The organism is Paenibacillus sp. 8b26, from assembly GCF_050626875.1.
Taxonomy (GTDB): domain Bacteria; phylum Bacillota; class Bacilli; order Paenibacillales; family Paenibacillaceae; genus Paenibacillus.
Genome location: NZ_CP192445.1, coordinates 424,824 through 445,068, shown reverse-complemented (window position 1 = coordinate 445,068; position 20,245 = coordinate 424,824). Strand labels below are relative to the sequence as shown.

17 protein-coding genes and 1 pseudogene are annotated in these 20,245 nt (G+C 46.4%); 10 read left to right on the top strand and 8 right to left on the bottom strand.

Features of this window, described 5'->3' with window-relative positions; all coding sequences use genetic code 11:
- Nucleotides 1–53: 53 nt before the first annotated feature.
- A complete protein-coding gene (locus ACQ4MX_RS01910; RefSeq protein ID WP_431089017.1) occupies nt 54–530 on the bottom strand; it encodes a C40 family peptidase in 477 nt (158 codons plus the stop codon).
- A 349-nt stretch (nt 531–879) separates the two neighbouring features.
- On the opposite strand from ACQ4MX_RS01910, the gene ACQ4MX_RS01905 reads away from it, so the two are divergent.
- Nucleotides 880–1,905 carry a glycosyltransferase gene (locus tag ACQ4MX_RS01905; RefSeq protein WP_431089016.1) on the top strand — a complete coding sequence of 342 codons (1,026 nt, stop codon included), beginning with the start codon at nt 880–882 and terminating at the stop codon, nt 1,903–1,905.
- A gap of 15 nt (nt 1,906–1,920) precedes the next feature.
- Nucleotides 1,921–2,637: a succinylglutamate desuccinylase/aspartoacylase family protein gene (locus ACQ4MX_RS01900; protein WP_431089014.1), complete on the top strand. Its 717-nt coding sequence runs from the start codon at nt 1,921–1,923 to the stop codon at nt 2,635–2,637.
- 142 nt (nt 2,638–2,779) lie between these two features.
- On the opposite strand, the gene ACQ4MX_RS01895 is transcribed toward ACQ4MX_RS01900, so the two are convergent.
- A complete protein-coding gene (locus ACQ4MX_RS01895) occupies nt 2,780–4,123 on the bottom strand; it encodes a sugar phosphate nucleotidyltransferase (protein WP_431089012.1) in 1,344 nt (447 codons plus the stop codon).
- Nucleotides 4,124–4,143: 20 nt separating this feature from the next.
- Nucleotides 4,144–5,025, bottom strand: a complete 882-nt coding sequence (locus tag ACQ4MX_RS01890) for a DUF6492 family protein (RefSeq protein WP_431089011.1) — start codon at nt 5,023–5,025, stop codon at nt 4,144–4,146.
- Nucleotides 5,026–5,236: 211 nt separating this feature from the next.
- On the opposite strand from ACQ4MX_RS01890, the gene ACQ4MX_RS01885 reads away from it, so the two are divergent.
- The 5 genes from ACQ4MX_RS01885 (at nt 5,237) to ytfJ (ending at nt 9,581) form a co-directional block, all read left to right on the top strand.
- Nucleotides 5,237–6,082, top strand: coding sequence for a YheC/YheD family protein (locus ACQ4MX_RS01885; protein ID WP_431089009.1), 846 nt, complete (start codon nt 5,237–5,239; stop codon nt 6,080–6,082).
- Nucleotides 6,083–6,253: 171 nt separating this feature from the next.
- Nucleotides 6,254–6,961, top strand: a complete 708-nt coding sequence (locus ACQ4MX_RS01880; protein ID WP_431089008.1) for a DUF421 domain-containing protein — start codon at nt 6,254–6,256, stop codon at nt 6,959–6,961.
- Between the two features lie 94 nt (nt 6,962–7,055).
- A complete protein-coding gene (locus ACQ4MX_RS01875; RefSeq protein ID WP_431089007.1) occupies nt 7,056–8,081 on the top strand; it encodes a cupin domain-containing protein in 1,026 nt (341 codons plus the stop codon).
- Nucleotides 8,082–8,298: 217 nt separating this feature from the next.
- Nucleotides 8,299–9,078, top strand: a complete 780-nt coding sequence (locus ACQ4MX_RS01870) for an ABC transporter ATP-binding protein (protein WP_431089005.1) — start codon at nt 8,299–8,301, stop codon at nt 9,076–9,078.
- 98 nt (nt 9,079–9,176) lie between these two features.
- Entirely contained in the window at nt 9,177–9,581 is a 405-nt protein-coding gene (gene ytfJ / locus ACQ4MX_RS01865; protein WP_431089003.1) for a GerW family sporulation protein, read from the top strand.
- Here ytfJ and ppk1 read toward each other — a convergent pair.
- The 3 genes from ppk1 to ACQ4MX_RS01850 form a co-directional block, all read right to left on the bottom strand.
- Nucleotides 9,575–11,713 (bottom strand): polyphosphate kinase 1, encoded by a 2,139-nt coding sequence (ppk1, locus tag ACQ4MX_RS01860; protein ID WP_431089002.1) that lies wholly within the window; start codon nt 11,711–11,713, stop codon nt 9,575–9,577. The genes ytfJ and ppk1 overlap by 7 nt on opposite strands.
- A 194-nt stretch (nt 11,714–11,907) precedes the next feature.
- A complete protein-coding gene (locus ACQ4MX_RS01855; RefSeq protein ID WP_431089000.1) occupies nt 11,908–12,300 on the bottom strand; it encodes a hypothetical protein in 393 nt (130 codons plus the stop codon).
- An 85-nt stretch (nt 12,301–12,385) separates the two neighbouring features.
- Nucleotides 12,386–12,601 carry a hypothetical protein gene (locus ACQ4MX_RS01850; RefSeq protein WP_431088998.1) on the bottom strand — a complete coding sequence of 72 codons (216 nt, stop codon included), beginning with the start codon at nt 12,599–12,601 and terminating at the stop codon, nt 12,386–12,388.
- 153 nt (nt 12,602–12,754) lie between these two features.
- Between ACQ4MX_RS01850 and ACQ4MX_RS01845 the strand changes: the two genes are divergently transcribed.
- The 3 genes from ACQ4MX_RS01845 to ACQ4MX_RS01835 are packed head-to-tail and all read left to right on the top strand — an operon-like array spanning nt 12,755 to nt 17,970.
- Nucleotides 12,755–17,431, top strand: coding sequence for an HAD-IC family P-type ATPase (locus tag ACQ4MX_RS01845; RefSeq protein WP_431088996.1), 4,677 nt, complete (start codon nt 12,755–12,757; stop codon nt 17,429–17,431).
- 37 nt (nt 17,432–17,468) lie between these two features.
- The gene (locus tag ACQ4MX_RS01840) at nt 17,469–17,732 is read left to right on the top strand and encodes a DUF5132 domain-containing protein (RefSeq protein WP_431088994.1); all 264 of its coding nucleotides are present in this window, start codon (nt 17,469–17,471) and stop codon (nt 17,730–17,732) included.
- A gap of 13 nt (nt 17,733–17,745) precedes the next feature.
- Entirely contained in the window at nt 17,746–17,970 is a 225-nt protein-coding gene (locus tag ACQ4MX_RS01835; RefSeq protein ID WP_025686429.1) for a hypothetical protein, read from the top strand.
- 78 nt (nt 17,971–18,048) lie between these two features.
- On the opposite strand, the gene ACQ4MX_RS01830 is transcribed toward ACQ4MX_RS01835, so the two are convergent.
- Entirely contained in the window at nt 18,049–18,975 is a 927-nt protein-coding gene (locus ACQ4MX_RS01830) for an AEC family transporter (protein ID WP_431088992.1), read from the bottom strand.
- 218 nt (nt 18,976–19,193) lie between these two features.
- Nucleotides 19,194–20,088, bottom strand: a pseudogene (locus tag ACQ4MX_RS01825) (rhodanese-related sulfurtransferase).
- Nucleotides 20,089–20,245: the final 157 nt, after the last annotated feature.

Sequence of the window (20,245 nt, the reverse complement as noted above, 5' to 3'; positions counted from 1 at the left end):
TTGATTCCAGTATAGTGTGAGTGAATGGTTGAATAGCCCCTCGGGTGCTTGTCCTAAAGGACACGGCGTGCTGTAGTGTAATGGGAATTCCACCATCCTGAGTTCAGATCGGTAATCGTTACGCCGCCTTTACCAAACGTGTGCAGTAGCTTGCCATTTCCCATATAAATCGCTACATGGTGAATTGGTGAATAGAAAAAGACCAGATCACCTTTTTGAAGCTGGCTGCGTGGCACAAAGGTACCAACGGTCGATTGCTGTCTGGACGAGCGTGGAAGCTTGATGCCATTTTGTCCAAAAGCATATTGAGTGAAAGAAGAGCAATCAAAAGAGCTTGTATTGCCAGCCGGCGCTCCATGCTGATAACGTACGCCCATGAACTGGGAGCCCGTAGCGATGACCTGATCTGCTGTGTCTGCGGAAGCCGCATGAATGGTATCTGGTCCTACAACGAAGCTGCCTGCACTGAAAGCCAATGTCATCGTAACGCAAATGCCCATCCATAATTTTTTAGTAGTATGTTTTTTCATGATGTTCCTCCGTTATTTCGTATTTTGTTGATGTCCTGAAATGACAATAACATAAATAAAATATCCGGAATTTACCACTCAAGGTTACAATCCTGTTACCCCAACGCTTTGCCCTGATTTATTAGAAAACGATGAGAATTTTCTCCTTAATTCTGGATTGACAAAATGTACAGCTTCCCCTTATCACTGGGCCTGTATGACAAAAACCGACTTGAAGACGATTTGCACAAGCAATGATGCAAAATATACATACCTATATACTACATATATAACTTGTACGGAAGTAGGTTCAGGCTTCCGTCTCATTGTAATAGTCACACTGTATTTCCGATCAGAAAGGGGAATTCATATGGCTCCAAAGCAGAATAAAACGACCAAAGGCGAACGTCTGACAATTGTTCAGGTCATTTCCAACTCTCCGAATGCACAGCCGGTGCCCTCCATCAAGGGCGGAACTGAAAAGGTTGTGTATGAATTAACAGAAGAACTGGTAAAACGGGGGCATCATGTATCTCTGTTTGCCGCCCGTGGGAGCAGGAGCAGCGCCCGGTTGATTACCTTTCCCAAGGGCTTGAAGCACAGTCAAATCCCCCAATTCGTATTAAAGCACATGCCACCCGGAACGCAAATGATTCATGATCATACCTTTCGTTCGGCTATGGGAAACAGGAAGCTCCCTTGTCCGGCGGTATCCACGGTTCATCTTCCTGTGAAGGAGCATGGCAACAATCCGGTATATGTTAGCAAGCGGGCACGGCAGTTGATGGGCGAGGGAAAAGGCTATTATGTATATAACGGCATCAACACACATGATTACGAGTTTAGCGACAAAAAGCACGGCTATTTACTGTTCATGGGCAGAATCATACGAAATAAAGGCGTTTTGCAGGCCATTCAGGTTGCAGAACAAACAGGAAAAAGGCTATTGATTGCCGGGCCGATCAAAGCTCCAGTTTTTTTTCGCCAGGAGATTCAAAAACGGATTCAGCACAATCCCAATATTCGCTATGTGGGAGCAGTGGGGGGCCAACAAAAGCAAAAGCTACTCAAGCACGCGGAGTGTCTGTTGTTTCCGACATTGTGGGAAGAGCCGTTTGGACTCGTGATGGTGGAGGCGATGGCTTGCGGGACACCTGTGCTGGCTTTGAAAAACGGTTCGGTCCCCGAGGTGCTGGCAGGCTTTCCACAGCTGATTTGCAAGTCGGTCGGCCAGATGGTACGAAAGGTGCGGCAAAAAAACTATCCGTCTCCAGCCGAGCTTCGCTTGTATGTCACGCAAAGATTTACCAACAAGCAGATGACCGATAAATATTTGAAGCTGTACCGTGAAATCATTCGCCGGGAAGGAAAGAGGAACGGGGCATCAAGAGCCTAAACGGAGGTGGAGGAAATGAAGGTCACAAAGCATATGCTTGGGAAGGGTTCCTCCTGGGCTACTCCTTATTATATAGCCACAGAGGGACAGGGCCGGCCGCATGTGATGGTGGTTGCGGGCATACACGGCAAGGAAATCGCAAGCATTCGGGCCGCTGAGAAGCTGGTGGAGCTGTTGAATCAACAGAAGCTGCGGATCAGCCAAGGCAAGCTCATTATCATACCCATTGTGAATCGGGAGGCTTACCAGGAGCGAATCAGAGGAGTGCCTGATCTGAACAGGACCTTTCCGCGTACGAAAAAGAAAGCGGCCACGCAACCGCTGGCAGCCGCTGTGTTCGAATTAGCACAAGAGCATCGACCCGAGTGGTATCTGGATCTGCATGAAGCCAACGGATTATCTCAAAAGGATGCGAAGGTACTTGGTCAGACGTTGATTACCAATAGCGGCAATTCGGCGGTCCCTACGGTGCACCGGATTATAAAGCGAATGAATTGTTCCATCAAGGTGAAGGACCAACATTTCAACATTCGGCTGCGCGAGCTTCCAGGTTCCTCTCGAACGGCGGCAGCCCGTATTTTAGGAGCACGCTCGGTTACCGTGGAAACAGGCTGGAGTCTGCCCAGGAAAGTGCGCATAAATTATCAAATGCAGATCGCACAGCATTTTTTGAGAGAAGCAGGGATGATGAAGACTAACGAAGTATATTATCCGCTCAGGTCAGAGGTGTAGGTGTAACCTAGCCAGGCAAAACATTACAACGCAAAATCGCTCCTGAAGCAAGGGAAGTTTATTCCCCTGACTACAGAAGCGATTATTTGTTTGGCGGTTTCATGAAGGAGTAGTTACGTTAGTAAGTCCTACTGTAGTGTCGTCAGGAATTAGCCTTATAAAAGGCGCTCACCAGACTGTTGCCCAAACGTACCTCAACCAGTTCCAGTGACGTATCCAGACTGGCCCTGACGGTGTGATACGTATCCGCCGGGATGCTGAACACGGAGCCGCTTGCCGCCGAAAACCGTTCCCCATTCAGCATGACCTCTCCCCGGCCGGAAACAATCGTCCACACTTTAAGCCCGCTGCCGTGGATACGGCCATTCAGGCGTTGATCTGGCAGTACCGTCAAGCGTATAGCCAGGATATCGTTCAGGCTGCGGTGATCGAACTCGTCCAGCACACGATAGCTGCCCCAAGCGGTTTCACCATGCATAGGATATAGCGGAAGCGCCCCTAGCTGCTCCTTGATCGCGTGGGCATAGCTCTTGGCGGCAATGAGGATGCCGTCAGGACTGGCAGCAGCGATAATATTCTCGACGCCAATGACATGAAGCGGATAGGGCAGCTCATTGACGATATGCGTTCCTTGAGCGGGACCGCTGATCTGTCCGCGCCCGATCACCCGGTTGCCGAGCTGTTCCGTTAACGCCTGCCAACTTCCGATATCACACCATTCACCATCATAAGGCAGGACAACGGCATGTTTGGCACGCTCCGCGACCTCCTCGTCGAAGCTGCGAACAGGGAGGTCGTCATACATTGCGCACAGCTCCTTATCATTCAGCGGCAAATCGCAGCGCTTCATACAGAACAGCATATATCTCAGCGTAAAAGCGTAGATGCCGCAGTTCCACAATGCACCTTGGCTAATGAGTTGCTGCGCCCCGATGCGATCCGGCTTCTCTGTGAAGCGGGCAACCAACGCATAAGAAGCCTTATGCGCCCGTGTTATCTCCTGATCCGGCACGATATAGCCGTATTGGTCAGAGGGATGGCTGGGCCTTGTCCCAAGCATGGCCAGATCAGCGCCACTATCGAGCAGCAGGTCGGGGAGCGCTGCCACACTGTGAAAGAAATCCTCTCCTGCAAACATATCGGCCGGAGCGATACAGAGGATTTCGTTCAATCCTGTACCTCTGGTGTGCAAATAGGCAGCCGCGAGTGCAGCAGCGGTGAAGGTGCCCCGCTTGGCAGGCTCGCCCAGAACAGGCAGACGACCTTCCGTATGGCGAAAGGCCAGATTTACCTGATTCCGATGGGTCAGCAGCAGGGCAGAGGTATCCAGTCCTGCCACAGCAAGCTGACGATACACCCGCCCAAGCATGGATTCTTTCTGCCCATCCGGGGCAGGCAGGAGCCGAAGAAACAGCTTCGAGCGGATACCGTTGGACAACGGCCACAGCCGTTGTCCAGCACCGCCGCATAACAGTATGATGCGCACAGGCGCTTCCTCCTTCGATTTCAGATCCATTTTGGATCATGAGTTGAAACCATGTTGAGCGCTTTCGTTTTCACAGATGCTTCTGTTTTTGTTTTAGCAGCCTGTTGGTATACCTTGCGTTGATGAAAAGATAAGGAACGATGGCTTTTAGCGAATGTATCCAGTTGTTTTTGTGACAGGGAGTCCGCTCGACTATGAAGCCCTTTATTGAGTGACTTGCGTAAAATCATTCGGGAGGGATCACTGCTGTAGAGGTGGTTGGCATATGTTTCATATTCTGAAAATCCAAACTGCTTCGTCCGGTCTATATTGCGGATAATCGCTTTGTACCAGGGAATCCCGTGGCGGGCTTCAATGACTTGTTTGAGCCGGGTGAGCCGCGTTTTTTCAAACAGCATATAGTGGGTAACAAAGGACTTTGGTGAAGGGGCCTTAACGCCCATCAGCTTGTGGTAGGTGCGGAAATACTCTGGCTGGCTCCAGGTGCGATAGTAAAATATTGTCTTGCCGTCTTTGCGGAACACATGTGGACGAATCAGGACGGTATCTGCGTCAATGACCAGAAAAAAAGAGGCTTTGCTGATTTTGTCACCGTTCATTTTAAGCAATTGCTGATACAGCCAGCCTGAGCGATCCCAACGCGTTGTTCCGTAGCGAATATCCTTTTTCGTGATGGGCAGAATGGTCTTTTCGTCTACAAACGTGCACTTCTTGCGTACGCAAAGACGGCGGAGTCCGGTACTTTGCGGTGAAATAATGTAAATGGTTCCAATCCGGTGCTGTACGTGACGGCGCAGGCTGTCTATCACCAGTGGAAGCGTGGCGATATCCTTATCAATTGCAGGAATCAGAACATCAATCGTTAGGGAACCTTTCCGTTGCTCATCCGATGGCGCTGACATGTTATTCACTCCCTATTTATGCAAAATGTACGCGTTCGGCGTCTTATATTATTGTATGTACGGACAGGCGCTTTCGACCGGGCAAGGCCAGTCGTCCATTTATATGCGGAATAGGGCTGATGGCGCTTTCGGATGGGGATTTGGTGCATACGATGGATTGTTCTTTTCATACAGGAGCGTTCTACCCTGACAGCAGAGAGGAGAGGGGCAAGTGAAATTTTCACAAGCGCAGGCCTTGCGCAGCAAGTGGCACAAAACCAGATTGCTGCTCCAGCATCGCGGCATCAAGCCTTTTATACCGAATACTCAAAAATACAACAAAGCAAATCTGAAGTCGATGCTGGAGCAATACGGCATGGTCTATGTAAAACCCGAGCGAGGCACGTTTGGCAAAGGTGTGATGAGAGTAGAGCAGGAAGAAGGGCAGCGTTTTGCCTATCAATACGAGGAAAAGCGTCTGGTGTTCAAAAGTTTGGATGGACTGTATACCAGTCTGTCGAAGAAAACGGGCAAGCAAAGCTATCTCATTCAAAAGGGAATCCATTTACTGCGCCATCAGAAGCGTTATTTTGATATCCGGGTCATGGTGCAGCGCAATGCAAAAGGGCCATGGGAATCTACCGGAATTATTGGTCGGCTCGGTCATCCCCGCAAAATCGTGACGAATTATCATAGCGGCGGCACGCCGATGGCACTGGAGCAGCTACTGGAATCCCATTTAACCAAAAGCAAGCAGGCTGAACTGGTAAAAAAATTGAATGAACTGGGCATCACCATTGCGACACAGCTACAAAAAACATATCCAAATTTCCGGCAAATTGGAGTGGACATCGGACTGGATCACCGTTTCACCCCGTGGATTATTGAGGTGAATACGAAGCCAGACCCGTATATTTTTAACCAATTAAAAGATAAGTCTATGTATCGGAAAGTGTTAAGGTATTGGCAACTTGCCAATGAAAAGAAGAAAATCATCGTCCCGGTCAAAGAAAAAGTTAAGGGTACAGTAAAAGATAAAGCCAAAGAGAAAGACCTTAAGAAAGCAAAAACTTCATGATAAAGAAAACAGCAAGTCAAAGGATGAATGTTCTATGAATTCATCCTTTTTTTATACCTGATTTTTGGGTACATCCCATGAACGCAAAAATACAGACACCGAATTCGGTGTAATGAAAAAAGTGGAATTGGAAAAGCTATATGAAAACAATGAGAACTGAGGTCTTGATATATGGAACTATGGGAAACCATGTTAAGGTCAATTTCTGCATTTACTCTAATGATGCTTATAGCACGTATATTGGGTAAATCGACTATTGCACAAATGACCTACCATGATTTTGTAGCTGTCATTACATTGGGGGCCATTACTGCGAATCTTGCCTTTAATAACACAATAAGTATAAAGATTTTACTAACATCTTTGCTTACATTTACTGGGATTTCTTATTTGCTGATGTTTTTTTCCATGAAGAACCGCAAGCTGCGAAACTGGTTTTCGGGAAAACCAACCGTGTTGATCCAAGAAGGAAAAATTTTGGAGAGTAATATGAGAAAGCTTAAGATTACGCTGGATACTCTTAATCAGGAGCTACGGGGGAAAAATATTTTTAATATTCAAGATGTTCAGTATGCCGTACTTGAGCTGAATGGAAGCATTTCCGTATTACCCAAGCCGGATCGTATGCCTGTAACCAGAAAAGATTTGCATTTGGACGTTCGTTCCAAACAGACTTTTCCCATTGAATTAGTCATGGACGGGAACATCGTGGAAGCAAATTTAAAGCAGAATGACATTACAACAGAGTGGCTACATTCGCAGATAAAAAAGAAAGGGCTTTCTATTGAAAATATCAATTATGCCGTAATTAGTTCTGATGGAAATGTATATTTTGATGAATATGAGGATCAAATTGAACATCCTATTGATAAAGAATGAATGGATTTGATTTTATTCACATTAAAGGTATATAATAGATATGTAGTAATAAGTAAATATAGACATATAAAATGATTTAGAGGAGGAATCGGCTATGAAATCATTTAAGTATGCTTTGGAGAAAAAGGAACCCAGAACCGGACCGGGAGGTATCACACGTGGGGCTTCGGTCCATGATTTTCCCGCATCTACAGGCATAGCCGGGGTTTCCATGCGTTTGGAACCGGGTGGGATGCGTGAGCTCCACTGGCATGCTAATGCGGCTGAATGGGCCTATGTGGTAAGCGGTTCCTGTCGGACAACCATTATCCATCCGGACGGATCTTCCGATGTCGATATCTTCAATCCTGGTGATGTATGGTATTTTCCGCGCGGTTATGGTCACTCTATTCAAGGTCTTGGCCCTGGGGAATGTCATTTTATCCTGATCTTTGATAATGGAGATTTTTCAGAGGATCACACGTTCAGCGTAACGGATTTCATCGCTCAGACTCCTGCGGAGGTTGTCATGCAGAATCTGGGACTTGCAGCCGACGAACTGGCTCTTTTGCCAGATAAGGAAGCCTATTTTGTAAAAGGACCTGTACCTTCTAACGATTCTCATAATGCATATCCTCGCGTTTCTTCTGATCTGCTCACCAAACACCGTTATCCTTTAATGGCCAAACAGCCTAGATTGGCACCAGGTGGCGGGACGCAGCGGACGGTTACTGTAGAAGATTTTCCGATTTCTTCGACCATGGCAGGATCTGTGATTGAGCTGGAGCCAGGCGGATTGCGAGAAATGCACTGGCATCCCAATGCAGACGAATGGCAATATTATTTGGATGGTAACGCAGAAATGACTGTATTTCTTGCTGAAGGGAACGCAGTGACAGAGCAGTTTGAAGCTGGTGACGTAGGCTATGTACCGATGGGATCGGGCCATTATATCAAAAATACGGGCTCGGGGGTATGCCGAATTTTAATTGGTTTTAACAGCGGGCATTACGAAGCCATAGATCTGAGTGAATGGCTGGCAGGGAATCCTGTGGAAGTACTAGCGACCAACCTGAGTCTCCCTCGGGAAATCGCAAACAAGCTGCCGCATAAATCAGTGTTCATCTCTCCAAAATCCTGATAGTATAACAACTAGACAGCCCGCTTCTGCTCCCAAAAAGGGGCAGAGAGCGGGCTGTTAGTCATGGTTTCGCTTCTACTGTATTTATGAATTTGAAATTGAACAACCTGTAACCCTGTGCTATCCTTATATTAAAGAGAAGATAAACGTAGCAAAGATGATTTTCTCTGCATTCATAAACATCTGATGATATGATGAATATAAGGAGTGTACAGCCATGACCTCTGTCATTGAACTGAACAATGTAAGCTGGAAAAGAGATAACCGTACGATACTGGATCAAATCAACTGGCAAGTAGCCGAAGGAGAGCATTGGGCTGTACTCGGATTGAATGGGTCGGGCAAAACAACGATGCTTAACATGATTAATGGTTACATATGGCCAACTACAGGCAGTGTCAGCGTGCTGGGTCACACCTTCGGGGAAGTGGATCTGAGGGAACTGCGTAAATCCATCGGCTGGGTCAGTTCTTCTTTACAGGAAAGAATCAATGGTAGCCAGCGCACGCAAGATGTTGTCATTAGCGGCAAATTTGCTTCTATCGGGCTTTACGATCAGACGACGGATACCGATGAAGAACAGGCAGTTCGGCTCATGACCCAATTGGGCTGCGCTCACCTCGTAGATCGCTTGTATCAGGGCTGCTCACAGGGAGAGAAGCAAAAGGTACTTATCGCCCGCGCATTAATGGCCTCGCCCAAGCTGCTGATTTTGGACGAGGCGTGTAATGGACTGGACTTCTTTTCCCGGGAAGCTTTACTAACTAGTATCCGTCAGTTGTCCGAGTCGCCGGGTGCGCCGAATTTGCTGTATGTCACGCATCACATAGAAGAAATTCTACCTATGTACACGCATACCATTCTGATACGACGGGGTACTGTTTTTGCCAAAGGCAAAACGACTGATATTTTGAGCAGCGAAACGCTTAGCGATTTTTTTGAAACACCAGTGCAGGTGGAGTGGAGACAGGATCGGGCTTGGCTCTCTATGGTTTAGAGAGTTCCAAATTTCTGCTGACCGTACCGAACGCGGTTTATTCTTGTTTAATCCTGACTACAATGACATAAGAGAACTATTGTAGCGAGGTGAATTGAATGACAGAGTCCCCATTACAATCTTTTGTCAAAACGGCGATGGATCATTTAAAGGGCATGGTAGACGTTAATACGATTATTGGAGAACCGATTGCCGCGTCTGACGGCACCACTATCATACCTGTTTGCAAAGTAAGCTATGGTTTTGCGGCAGGTGGAAGCGATTTGGACAGGCACAATCAGAAATCCGCAAGGGTGATGACGTCATTCGGCGGAGGTATGGGCGGAGGTGTGTCCGTAACACCTCTCGCAATTTTAATTATCGGCAAAATGGGCATTCAAACGATCTATCTGGATAACTCTCCTACTGTATACGACAAGATTCTGGATATGGCGCCACATCTTTTGGATAAATTTCACAATATTATTAATAAATACCAAAAAGGAGACGATAACAGTCAGTGAATCAGGTCTGACCCGTTTGTGTTTGCAGAGGGTACCAACGGGATTATAAAGTCGTTTTGAACAGGAAAGGAGTTGTTTTTCATTACTACAAGATTTTTGGCCTCTATCTGGCTACAGCAGGGGGGCTGTTCATTGTGCGCCATGACATATCGTCCATCGGGAAGCAGCTGTCGGGCTTTAATATTATCACTTAGCAGCAGCAATAAATATTGGATGACAACAGATTGATGTTCTTCATTCAATAGCGGACACATCATTTCAATCCGCTTGTCCATATTTCTGGTCATCCAGTCCGCACTGGATAGCCACAATTGAGGCGTGCCGGCATTCTCAAAATAAAAAATGCGGGAATGTTCCAGAAATCGGCCGACAATGCTGCGAACGGTAATATTGTCGCTCAGTCCGGGAATTCCTGGACGCAAGCAGCAGATGCCACGAACGATCAGATCAATTCGGACGCCTGCCTGGGATGCAGCGTATAGCTCGTCGACCAACTGTTTATTCGATAGCGAATTCATCTTGGCTATAATCCTTGCGGGTTTACCGCTCAAGGCATTTTCTACTTCGCGTTGAATACAGCCCAATAAGCGTTGTTTCAGATGCGCCGGAGCTACGCTGAGGTAATGCCACTGGCTCGGGGCGGAAAATCCAGTAATCTTGTTGAATAAATTGGAGACATCTTCGCCGATCTCCGTATAGGAAGAGAACAGTCCGATATCTGTAAATATTTGCGCCGACACTTCATTGTAATTTCCGGTGGCGACATGAATATAACGTCTAAGAGAATCCGCTTCCTTACGTACAACCAAAATCATTTTGGCATGAATTTTCAACCCGGACAGGCCATAGACGACATGGCACCCTGATTTTTCCAATTCTTTTGCCCATTCGATATTTCGGGCTTCATCGAACCGTGCTTTCAATTCGACGACTACAGTGACCTGCTTTCCTGCTTCGGCAGCTTGATTCAAAGATCGGATAATCCGTGAATTACCGTTTACGCGATACAAGGTCATTTTGATAGCCATGACGGATGGATCGGCAGCAGCATGTTCGACAAAATCGTTAACAACGTCAAATGATTCATACGGATGAAATAAGAGAACATCTCTTTTTCGCAGCACTGAAAAAAAATCTTCCGTCTTCGTGAACTCCCACGGATATAGAGGATCAAATCTCGAATGCTTGAGATGCTCATAACCCTCGACCGAATTGGCGAATGACATGAAGTAGCTCAAGTCAATAGGTCCATCATTCGTAATTAAAAACCGGCTTTCTATTTCCAGTTCTTTTTCTAGCAATTCCAGTGCAAATGGATCAAATCCCTTTTCTATTTCCAAACGAACCGGAGTACCCCATTTTCTAGCGCGCAATACTTTTTCCACTTCATCAAGGATATCCTCGGCTTCTTCCTCGTTTAAATCAAGGTCTGCATTTCGAGTTAAACGGAATGTATGGAAAGTTGCAGGCGTATACGTAGTAAACAAAGTGTGTATATGCTGCTTAATCAAATCCTCGAGCAAAATAAACTGCCAATGATCTCGATCCGATAGAGACGGAACTTTAATATAGCGAGGCAGATTGGACGGAATTTCAACCAAGGCAATATATACTTCCTTGCCCGATGCATCGGAAGGCGGGTTTAAACCGACAGCCAAATATATACTTTTCGAACGAATTAGAGGAAAAGGGCGGCTTTTATCGATCGCTAGAGGAGTTAGCACGGGAAATACTTTTTCAAGATAATAGGTTTCCATTTCTTTCTTCTGCGCAGGATTAAGCTCGCCAAAATCAGTAAAAACAAGGCCTTCTTCCTTTAACAGTCGAAGAATCCGCGCATGGGTTGCATACTGATCGGCTACTAATTTCTCAATCATGACGATTACTTTATCTTGTAACTGTTGCGGAGTAAAGCCCGTGAAATCGACCTCTTGATTGCCCGCTCTAATTTTATCCATAAGTCCTGCGACCCTGACGCTGACAAACTCGTCCAGATTGGTGGAAACAATCGATAAGAACTTTGTTCGCTCCAACAGAGGAGTGCTTTCGTCTTGCGCTTCCTCAAGAACACGTCTGTTAAATTGAAGCCAGCTTATTTCACGATTAATATAGTTCACGGAGCACGCCTCCATCTGTCTATTCTTTTTTTCTAAATAATAAATACCGTATTTTTTGGAACAATTGCCATGTGGCACTGAGGCGAATCGTAATCGTGTCGGGAATATTCTCATGTTCGTTTTTAGTCATGATTGTCAGGTTCCTCTCGTTATTAAAATGGGGAAAACTCGCTAAACGAAGTTAGCGAGTTATATGGATATTTTGTTATTTATTCGTGAGATGCTGTCGTCTGCATTGCATCCACGACCGGGCTCGTTATGGACTCGGTTACTTTCGATGCGTACTGTGTCATGTTGCTGACCAAACGATTGTTAAGAAGCACATTGCCTGCTTGCATTCCAACTGTTTGGCCCACACTGTTCCCTAACAACCCACCAACAACGGAACCAAGGACTGTCCCTACTCCTGGCAGCAACGAAGTTCCAAGGATAGCCCCATACTCAATACCGGCCATGACGCCGAGTGCTCCTGTCAGATTCCCCGACGTATGAACCATATAATCTTTGTTATCCATTTGTCCTTTCGTCAAGCTAATGGTATTCTGCAGTTGGGTTATACCTCCGGAGATAAGACCTCCCCATAATGAACCGCCTTGAAGCATGCTGATCTCTCCTTTGTTTTTTTGTTACTTCGGGATAGTAGTTCCCCATTATGCATTTTCTAAATCATCGAACATTTGCCCATTGTTACGGAAGCAAAGACTGTTCTGTATTCTTTTCTTCATTTTTCACTGTTTCTACGGATTGTAGCTCTCTAGTGCCGTCTTTGACTTGATCCGCGAGATCAAGCACCATTCCTGCCCCTTTAACGGCAAGTTTACGTGCGGCTTTTCGGGCCTCGGGGGACACGGCAAGTGCTATGGCCGCAGCAGCGAAAATAATACCAAGCGGTGATTTGACCACAATACCCTCTCCTTAAAAAGTTGTTAATAAAATAATTCCATTAAATGAAATTTTTATACTGGTTTACATACAGAAAACAAAATGCATATTTTGCTAACTATTGTTAATCATAAGTGAAGTTGATTTTTTGATTATGGAAAAGGGAGGTTAGATATGGTATCGCTGCGAAACAAAAACAGGTTTCTTCATGTTCTACCAGGAAGGATACGGATGGAAGTTCACGGCTTGAAGGGAAGCAAAGCTGCCGCAGAGCTTTTAGCCAAAAGCCTGTCCGCTTGTAGTGGAATTTACAGAGCGGAACCCTGTACAGTGACGGGCAGAGTGCTGCTCCTTTACGATGTAAAGCTTGTTTCTGAGCAGGACATTTTCCATATACTCCGCGAAACAGAAGATCGGATCAGTTCGGCCAATCTAACAGCCCGCCCGGATATCCACAACGAGGTTACCGGGTCAAAGGAAGCGAGGCGAGAAGCTGCCGCTGCTCAGGCTGAATTGGATATTCCTTGTGATCTGCCGATTATCCCAACGACGCCTAAAACCAATACGGGCGAGCCAAGAGAAAAAGTCCCGATTTCGTTGGCTATTTCCATGGGCGGCTTGGCCGTGCTGGGAATCAAGCAGGTCTTTTTCGGACGTTCGGCACTGGCAAGAAGTCCAGCGCCTTTCTTTTTATCGGCGCTCGTATCTGTCGTAACCGGCTACCCTTTTCTCAAACGAGGAATTCAGACCTATTCTGATAAGAAAAAAATAAACTCGGATCTCATTTTAGGTACAAGCGCTCTCGCCCTCGTGCTTATGCGTGAAAATCTTGTAGTGCTTGCTGGACTCAGCATTTTGCAATATGTGAACTGGAAGAGAAGCCGCTCTGTTTTAAATGGACAGCAAGAGGCTTCTTTTTCACCGGAAATTCAAGCATATAGCGAAAAAGCAGGCAGATTAGGGTTTATTGGAGCCGGAATGACTTGGGCCGTTACCCGGAATCCGTTTCGAGCAATCGCCGTGCTTCTGGCTGCAAATCCGCGGGTGATAACTGTACCTGCCCAGTATGCCTGGAAACAGGCCGAGCTCGTTTCAGAAGAAAGAAAATACGTAGTTCCGGAAAAAGGATCATTATCTCAACTCGCTCGAACGAAAACGATTTTATTTGAAGATTCGTCACTCCTGTTTAACCGTCCAGAGGTTGAAGAAATTCAATGTATGGCGGAGAAGGAGCAAGAGGCGGATAAAGTGATATGTTTGGCGGCTTCATTAATGGAGAAAACAGAACATCCATGGAAAGAAGAGGTGTTCAGCAAGGCGAAAAGAACTTGCCGAACGATCCGCACTGCTTTTCATGTGGAAGAAGAGCCAGAGGGAATAAAAGGAAAAGTCAATGATAGACAGATTATCATTGGCAGCTACAAATATATGGAGGAGCACGGTATTGATTGCAGTTCCTATGAGCTTAGATCAAAGAGGCTTGCAAGGAATGAATACGATGTCCTTTTGGTTGGAAGTCGGGGGAATGGCAAAGGCGAATGTCTTGGGTTTATTTCCAGACATCGGCAATTAACGGTCAATGAAAACGGCGTTTCCGCGTCTTTATTCAGCGAAAAAGGATGGCAGCTCGGTCTGCTGGATAACAGCTTGCATATCAGTACTGACGAACTTGCCCAATACCGCATGGATATTAGCTGGTCTTCTTTTGAGCAGGGCGAAGTGGTTGAACGGATTGCAGTGCTCAAGCAGCAAGGCGAAGAGGTTTTATTTGTCACCGGTCTGCAGCAAAATCCGCTCAATGAGTTTTATAAAGAAGCCGGAATCCAGACGATTTCCATTCATGAGCTGCAACACATTCAGGAAAGCGCTCTGTATGCCGAGAAAACAGAGCAAATCGTAAACGAGCATGCTTCAATTGCCAAAAAATGGAATATTATAGGACCCGCTTTTGCTATGTTAGGTATGATCAGTGCCCCAGTGGCCAATTTGATCGGTGATGCTTTATCGCTTGTGTTTATATCCAGAATGAAAAACAAGAGTGAAGCCTTGGCAGCTCCACCGGAAATGGCGTATAAGGACGAGGCTGCGGTCGCTTCCGAAGCCTTTGCCTGGCATCAACTACCTAACGAACAGATTATCGCAAAGTTTCAAACAAACCTGCAAAACGGGTTGACGTCTGATCAGGTTCTTTCTATAAGAAACCAATATGGCTCAAATAAGCTTGAAAGTAAAAAACCTACTCCTTGGCTCATTGCATATTTGGGCCAATTCAAGGAATTCACAACTCTGATCCTCCTTGGCACAAGTGCACTTGCCTTTCTTACGGGGGGATTATTTGATGGACTTGCAATGGGGGCAATCCTGCTCGCGAACGCCGCAATTGGTACGATTCAGGAACGTAAAGCGGAAAAAGTTGTGGACAAGCTGAATCAATTTCAACCCCCGGTATGTAAAGTCATCAGACAAGGCCAGCACGTAGAGCTAAACGCTGTGGAATTGGTGCCCGGCGATATCGTTTCCCTGGAAGCAGGGGATCGCGTTCCAGCCGATATCCGGTTGATCAGCTCATGGAACATACGAGTCAACGAGTCGACCCTGACGGGGGAATCTCTTCCCGTCGAAAAGAATGAGTCCCCTTTGCCAGAGGATTGTGCTTTATCTGAGAGAACCAACATGCTCTTCATGGGAACCGACGTATGCGGAGGCAAGGGAACTGGTATTGTTGTACAAACTGGGATGAATACCGAGATGGGGCATTTAATGTCGCTTCTGAAGCAACAGGAAAAAGAAGTGACCCCTTTACAGGAAAAAGTAACGTCAATTAGCAAAAAATTTGTGAAAGGCGCTCTTATTGTGGGTGGACTTGTATTCGCAATTGGTATGCTCCGTGGCATCCCTTTTCCACAAATGATTTCGACTTCGATCACACTGGCGGCTTCTGCCATCCCTGAAGGACTTCCGGTTACCATCACTATTGCCCTCAGCGCAGGCATCTTCCGTATGGCGAAGAAAAACGCGCTGATCCGAAAGCTCTCCTCATTGGAAACATTAGGAAGGACCACGGTTATTTGCACAGACAAGACTGGTACGTTAACCAAAAATGAAATGACGGTAAAAGCGCTCTCTACCGCCGATCGCGCGTGGATTGTAACAGGCGAAGGCTACGAACCGACGGGAGCATTAGAGGAGCTTGCTCCAGAGGCTGCCGCTGCAGCGGCAGAGCTCAATAATGTAGAAAATTATGAAGACCCCTCAACCCATCCTGATTTGACTCGCTTGCTGCAAATCTGCTTGCTATGCAATAACAGCAAGCTTGAGCAGCAGGAAGGACAGTGGATGACCAAAGGGGATCCGACTGAGGGCGCGCTTTTGACCCTTGCAGCCAAAAACGGACTGTGGCTTAACGATATGACCCATTGGCATCGCGGGCATGAAATTCCATTTGATTCTAAAACTGCGAAAATGAGCGTGGTTTGCAAGGATGTTCAGGCGGAGCAGGAATGCTATCTCTTTTCCAAAGGGGCTGTTGAGACGATTCTCCACCATTGTAATCGATATCAAAAAAACGGGGAAATATTACCTCTATCCGAAGAACAGAAGCAGCACATTATGCAGCAAAATGAAAGGTTTTCAGCCGCAGCGTTGCGTGTGCTTGCTTTCGCGTATCGACCCTTGGATGGGAGCGTCGACAACGAGTCCATTGATGACGAGCGTGAATTAATTTATGTCGGCATGACCGGAATGATGGACCCTCCCAAACCTGAAGTAGAACGAAATATTCAGGAAGCTTTTGCACTCGGGTTAAAACCTGTGATGATCACAGGCGATCACCCGATTACCGCCATTGCCATCGCGAAGCAACTTGGAATTAACAGTGATGCGCAGAGTGTTGTAACCGGACATGAGCTTGACCGTTTATCAGACGAAGAACTGAGCCAAATTGTGGAGCAAGTATCCATTTTTGCCCGAGTCACGCCTGAGCATAAGCTTCGCATTGTAACAGCGCTGCAAAAACGAGGGCAAATCGTTGCCATGACTGGTGATGGCGTCAACGATACGCCTGCTATCAAACAAGCCAACGTTGGTATCGCAATGGGAAGAACAGGAACGGAAGTAACGAAAGAAACGGCAGATATGGTGCTGACGGAAGATCAATTCGGCACGATTCTGGAGGGGGTTAAGGAAGGTCGAACCATTATCGGCAATATTCGTAAAGCACTCGGCTGTTTATTAACCGGAAATCTGGCCGAGATTATCGTAACCAGCGTCGCCGTGATGGTGGGATTGCCGATTCCTTTGGTTCCTATTCAAATTCTGCTAATGAATTTGTTGACTGATGCTTTGCCAGCAATGGTTCTTGCTGTAAATCCGGGCCAGAAAACGAAGCAGCAGAAACGAACGGATTTCATCGATAAAGACCTGTACCAAAAAGTGATTACCAGAGGGGTTCTGCTGGGATTGGGATCGCTCGGCTTATTTGCCGCAAGCCTTGCAGTCGGTGCGCCCGTGCCTGTGGCTCAAAGCGTTGCTTTTGCAACATTGGTCGCGGGACAATTAATACAAACCTTTTCGTGGCGGCAGGAAGGCTCTGAAGAAACGGTGCGCGATTGGACGAAAGATCGCTTCTTGATCGGGGCACTTTGCGTTTCCTGGCTTGCTCTACTAGGAGCCCTATATATCCCACCATTGGCCGGATTTTTCCATACCGCCCGTCTACCGCTGCAATATTGGGTTCCGATCCTTGGCGTAGCCGGCTCGGTATCTCTTTTGTCCAAACCGATTTTGTCTCTGATTTCAAAAAAGCAAGCAATCAGGGCTATTCCTGCAAACGACACCTACGCTGCGGCTTAAACGGCCGCAGTAATACTCAATTACTAGGAGGATCACGATGCTGCAAAATAACGTTGATAAAATTGTAATTGGCACTGCGCTCGCCTTTGCCGCTTCTGCTTTGTTTCCTATTGCTAAAACTACTTTCCGCCCTCTTGCCGAAGCGGGTATACAAGGCGGAGCCAACTGGGTCAATCGGGGCAAATCTTACATTGAATTAGCGCGGCAGGAAGTGGAAGATATCATTGCCGAAGCTCAATTTGAAAGAATGAAAAAGCAGCTTGACCAAGAAATCGCATTGCTTGACGATATCGAAAAGTGAGGAGAACGGATAGATGAGCGAACAAAATATAGATAATCATTTACGCGAAGCTTTAACGCACCTGGAATCGGCCTTAAACCAAAGCGTAAGATGTGTGCTTGAAAACGATAGCGCGAAAAAAGAAATAGGCTTAAAGTGGGAACGATTTCTTGGGGAATTTATGGGACAAATCCGGGAAAAGGGAAAAAAATCAAGATTAAATTTGCTGGGCTGGATCAGTTTTCCCCGAATACGCTAACCAATTGTATGCAGCCTGAGGTTGACAGCAGGCTGCATATTGGATTCTCTACACCATAAGAGAGTCTTTTTTTTATAGCTATCCTGCGACAATCATAATCAACACGGGCAAAATCAGGAATGAGGCAAGCGTACTCCACAAAATACAAGTGGATACGAGCTTGGGTGATGCATTGAATTTTTCTGCTAAGATGACGGCATTTACGGCCACCGGCATTGACGCCAGAATGAAAAGGACGGAGAACAAAAGGCCTGATATCCCCAGTATCAGCATGGTAAGACAGGCAGCAAGCGGAGAGAGCAGTAGCCGGATTGTTAGTCCTGCGTAGCTGGCTTTTTTAATGGACGGCTCCAGCCTGAATATTTTTACGTAAGCCATTTGGGTGCCCAGAATCGCCAGTACGACTGGAGAATAGGCGGCAGCAATCATCGAAACGCCCGCTTGGATGCCGGAGGGCAGATGCAAGTCCAGCAGTCGAAGTCCCATCGCCAGCAGAGCTGCATAGATCGCGGGAAGTGAAAATACCGACTTGACGGCGCTTTGGACGGAAAACTCAGAGCGGGCCGCAAAATAAACTCCAATCGTATTGACCAGGATCATCTGGATGACGACATACACGGAGGCTTTATCCAGACCGAGCTGCCCAAAGGCAAGTAAAATTAGGGGCAGGCCATAATTCGCGCTATTGGTCAGTGTGGAGATTAGGGTGAGTCCGGCTGTTTCCGGGGCGCTCAGCTTAAACATTTTTCCTGCAATCTGTGCAATTCCCCATAACAGCAGCAGATTAAGGATCGAAAAAGCGGCTGTCTGCGCCACATCATGCCAGGATAACTGTGCCTTCAGCAGCGTGTCCAGAATCATCGCGGGACTTAAAAAATATAAGTATAAAGTCGAGAGTGGCTTCGTTTCAAGCTTCATGAATTTGCCGAGTAAAAACCCGGCGATTACCGGAATGGACAGCGGAATGATAACGGATAGAAGGGTTGAAAGAACAATTTGAATCATGAAAATCCACCAATCCTTTCTGTAATGACTTTTTCCATTATAAGAGGCAGCTTTCGAGCCCGTCCAAGATGAAAAAACGATCAAGGCCATAGGAATACACTATGAAGCTTCCAGCAAATATTTTGTGTACAACAAAAAGGGATGTCCACAGCCATGTTGAAAGGCTAGTAGGAACATCCCTTTTTTACTATGAAACTAATGATCTTACTGAATTATACTTATGCAGAAGCTGCAGTTTCTGCTTTGGTTCGGCAATCTTCAGAGCAATAGTGTTGATGCTGCTCTTCGCAGTCCGGACATACGATATGCTGGAGATTGCACACTGGACAGTTGATATAGTGATCGTTCGACGTTTCACAATGAAAGCAATGACCGACAACAACGTCTTCATCTGTATGGTTGATCGGGATTGAGATGCGTTCATCAAACACATAGCACTTACCGTCAAACAAACGTCCTTGGACTTCCGGGTCCTTGCTGTAGGTTACAATACCGCCATCCAGTTGGCCCACATCATCAAAGCCTTCTTTTATCAGAAGACCGGACAGCTTCTCACAGCGGATACCACCCGTGCAATATGTCAGTATTTTCTTGTCCTTAAACCGACTCATATTGTCGCGAATCCACTGTGGAAATTCACGGAAAGATTCGACTTCCGGACGAATGGCACCACGGAAATGACCGATATCATATTCATAGTCGTTACGTCCGTCCAGCACAACCACATCTTCACCTTGAAGCTGTTCGTAAAACTCCTTCGGTGACAAACGCTTGCCACTGATTACGTTAGGGGTCCAGCTCATCCTCATGGCGCAACGTAACCAGCTCCTGACGATGGCGTACAAATATTTTCTTGAACGCATGACCGTCAGACTCATCTATTTTAATAACGATATCGTGGAATTTCGGATTGGCGCGCAAATCACGGATATATTGCTCGGTTTGCTCTACCGTACCAGACAGTGTTCCGTTAATTCCTTCCTGAGCGATCAAAATTCTTCCCTTGACGCCCAATTCCTTGCAGTAAGCCAGATGCTCTGCCGTAAAGGTGGCAGGATCTTCAATATTGACATATTTGTAAAACAACAAAATTCTGTAAGCATGCTCGCACACGTAAAATCACCCTCTGATTCAAGTCAAAGTTTTTTAACAATCAATTTTAAATGTACCACATTCTTTAAGTTAGTCAACTAATTTGTATGAAAAGTAGGACTGGAAAATAAAGAGGCAGGTGACGAGCGACAAAAGTAAGGGTTTACATTATAATAAG

Bases quoted from the DNA above. Each gene is read 5' to 3' on its own strand.
- ACQ4MX_RS01910 (WP_431089017.1), bottom strand. From the start codon at position 530: ATGAAAAAACATACTACTAAAAAATTATGGATGGGCATTTGCGTTACG.
- ACQ4MX_RS01905 (WP_431089016.1), top strand. From the start codon at position 880: ATGGCTCCAAAGCAGAATAAAACGACCAAAGGCGAACGTCTGACAATT.
- ACQ4MX_RS01900 (WP_431089014.1), top strand. From the start codon at position 1,921: ATGAAGGTCACAAAGCATATGCTTGGGAAGGGTTCCTCCTGGGCTACT.
- ACQ4MX_RS01890 (WP_431089011.1), bottom strand. From the start codon at position 5,025: ATGTCAGCGCCATCGGATGAGCAACGGAAAGGTTCCCTAACGATTGAT.
- ACQ4MX_RS01880 (WP_431089008.1), top strand. From the start codon at position 6,254: ATGGAACTATGGGAAACCATGTTAAGGTCAATTTCTGCATTTACTCTA.
- ACQ4MX_RS01875 (WP_431089007.1), top strand. From the start codon at position 7,056: ATGAAATCATTTAAGTATGCTTTGGAGAAAAAGGAACCCAGAACCGGA.
- ACQ4MX_RS01870 (WP_431089005.1), top strand. From the start codon at position 8,299: ATGACCTCTGTCATTGAACTGAACAATGTAAGCTGGAAAAGAGATAAC.
- ytfJ (WP_431089003.1), top strand. From the start codon at position 9,177: ATGACAGAGTCCCCATTACAATCTTTTGTCAAAACGGCGATGGATCAT.
- ppk1 (WP_431089002.1), bottom strand. From the start codon at position 11,713: ATGGAGGCGTGCTCCGTGAACTATATTAATCGTGAAATAAGCTGGCTT.
- ACQ4MX_RS01855 (WP_431089000.1), bottom strand. From the start codon at position 12,300: ATGCTTCAAGGCGGTTCATTATGGGGAGGTCTTATCTCCGGAGGTATA.
- ACQ4MX_RS01845 (WP_431088996.1), top strand. From the start codon at position 12,755: ATGGTATCGCTGCGAAACAAAAACAGGTTTCTTCATGTTCTACCAGGA.
- ACQ4MX_RS01840 (WP_431088994.1), top strand. From the start codon at position 17,469: ATGCTGCAAAATAACGTTGATAAAATTGTAATTGGCACTGCGCTCGCC.
- ACQ4MX_RS01835 (WP_025686429.1), top strand. From the start codon at position 17,746: ATGAGCGAACAAAATATAGATAATCATTTACGCGAAGCTTTAACGCAC.
- ACQ4MX_RS01830 (WP_431088992.1), bottom strand. From the start codon at position 18,975: ATGATTCAAATTGTTCTTTCAACCCTTCTATCCGTTATCATTCCGCTG.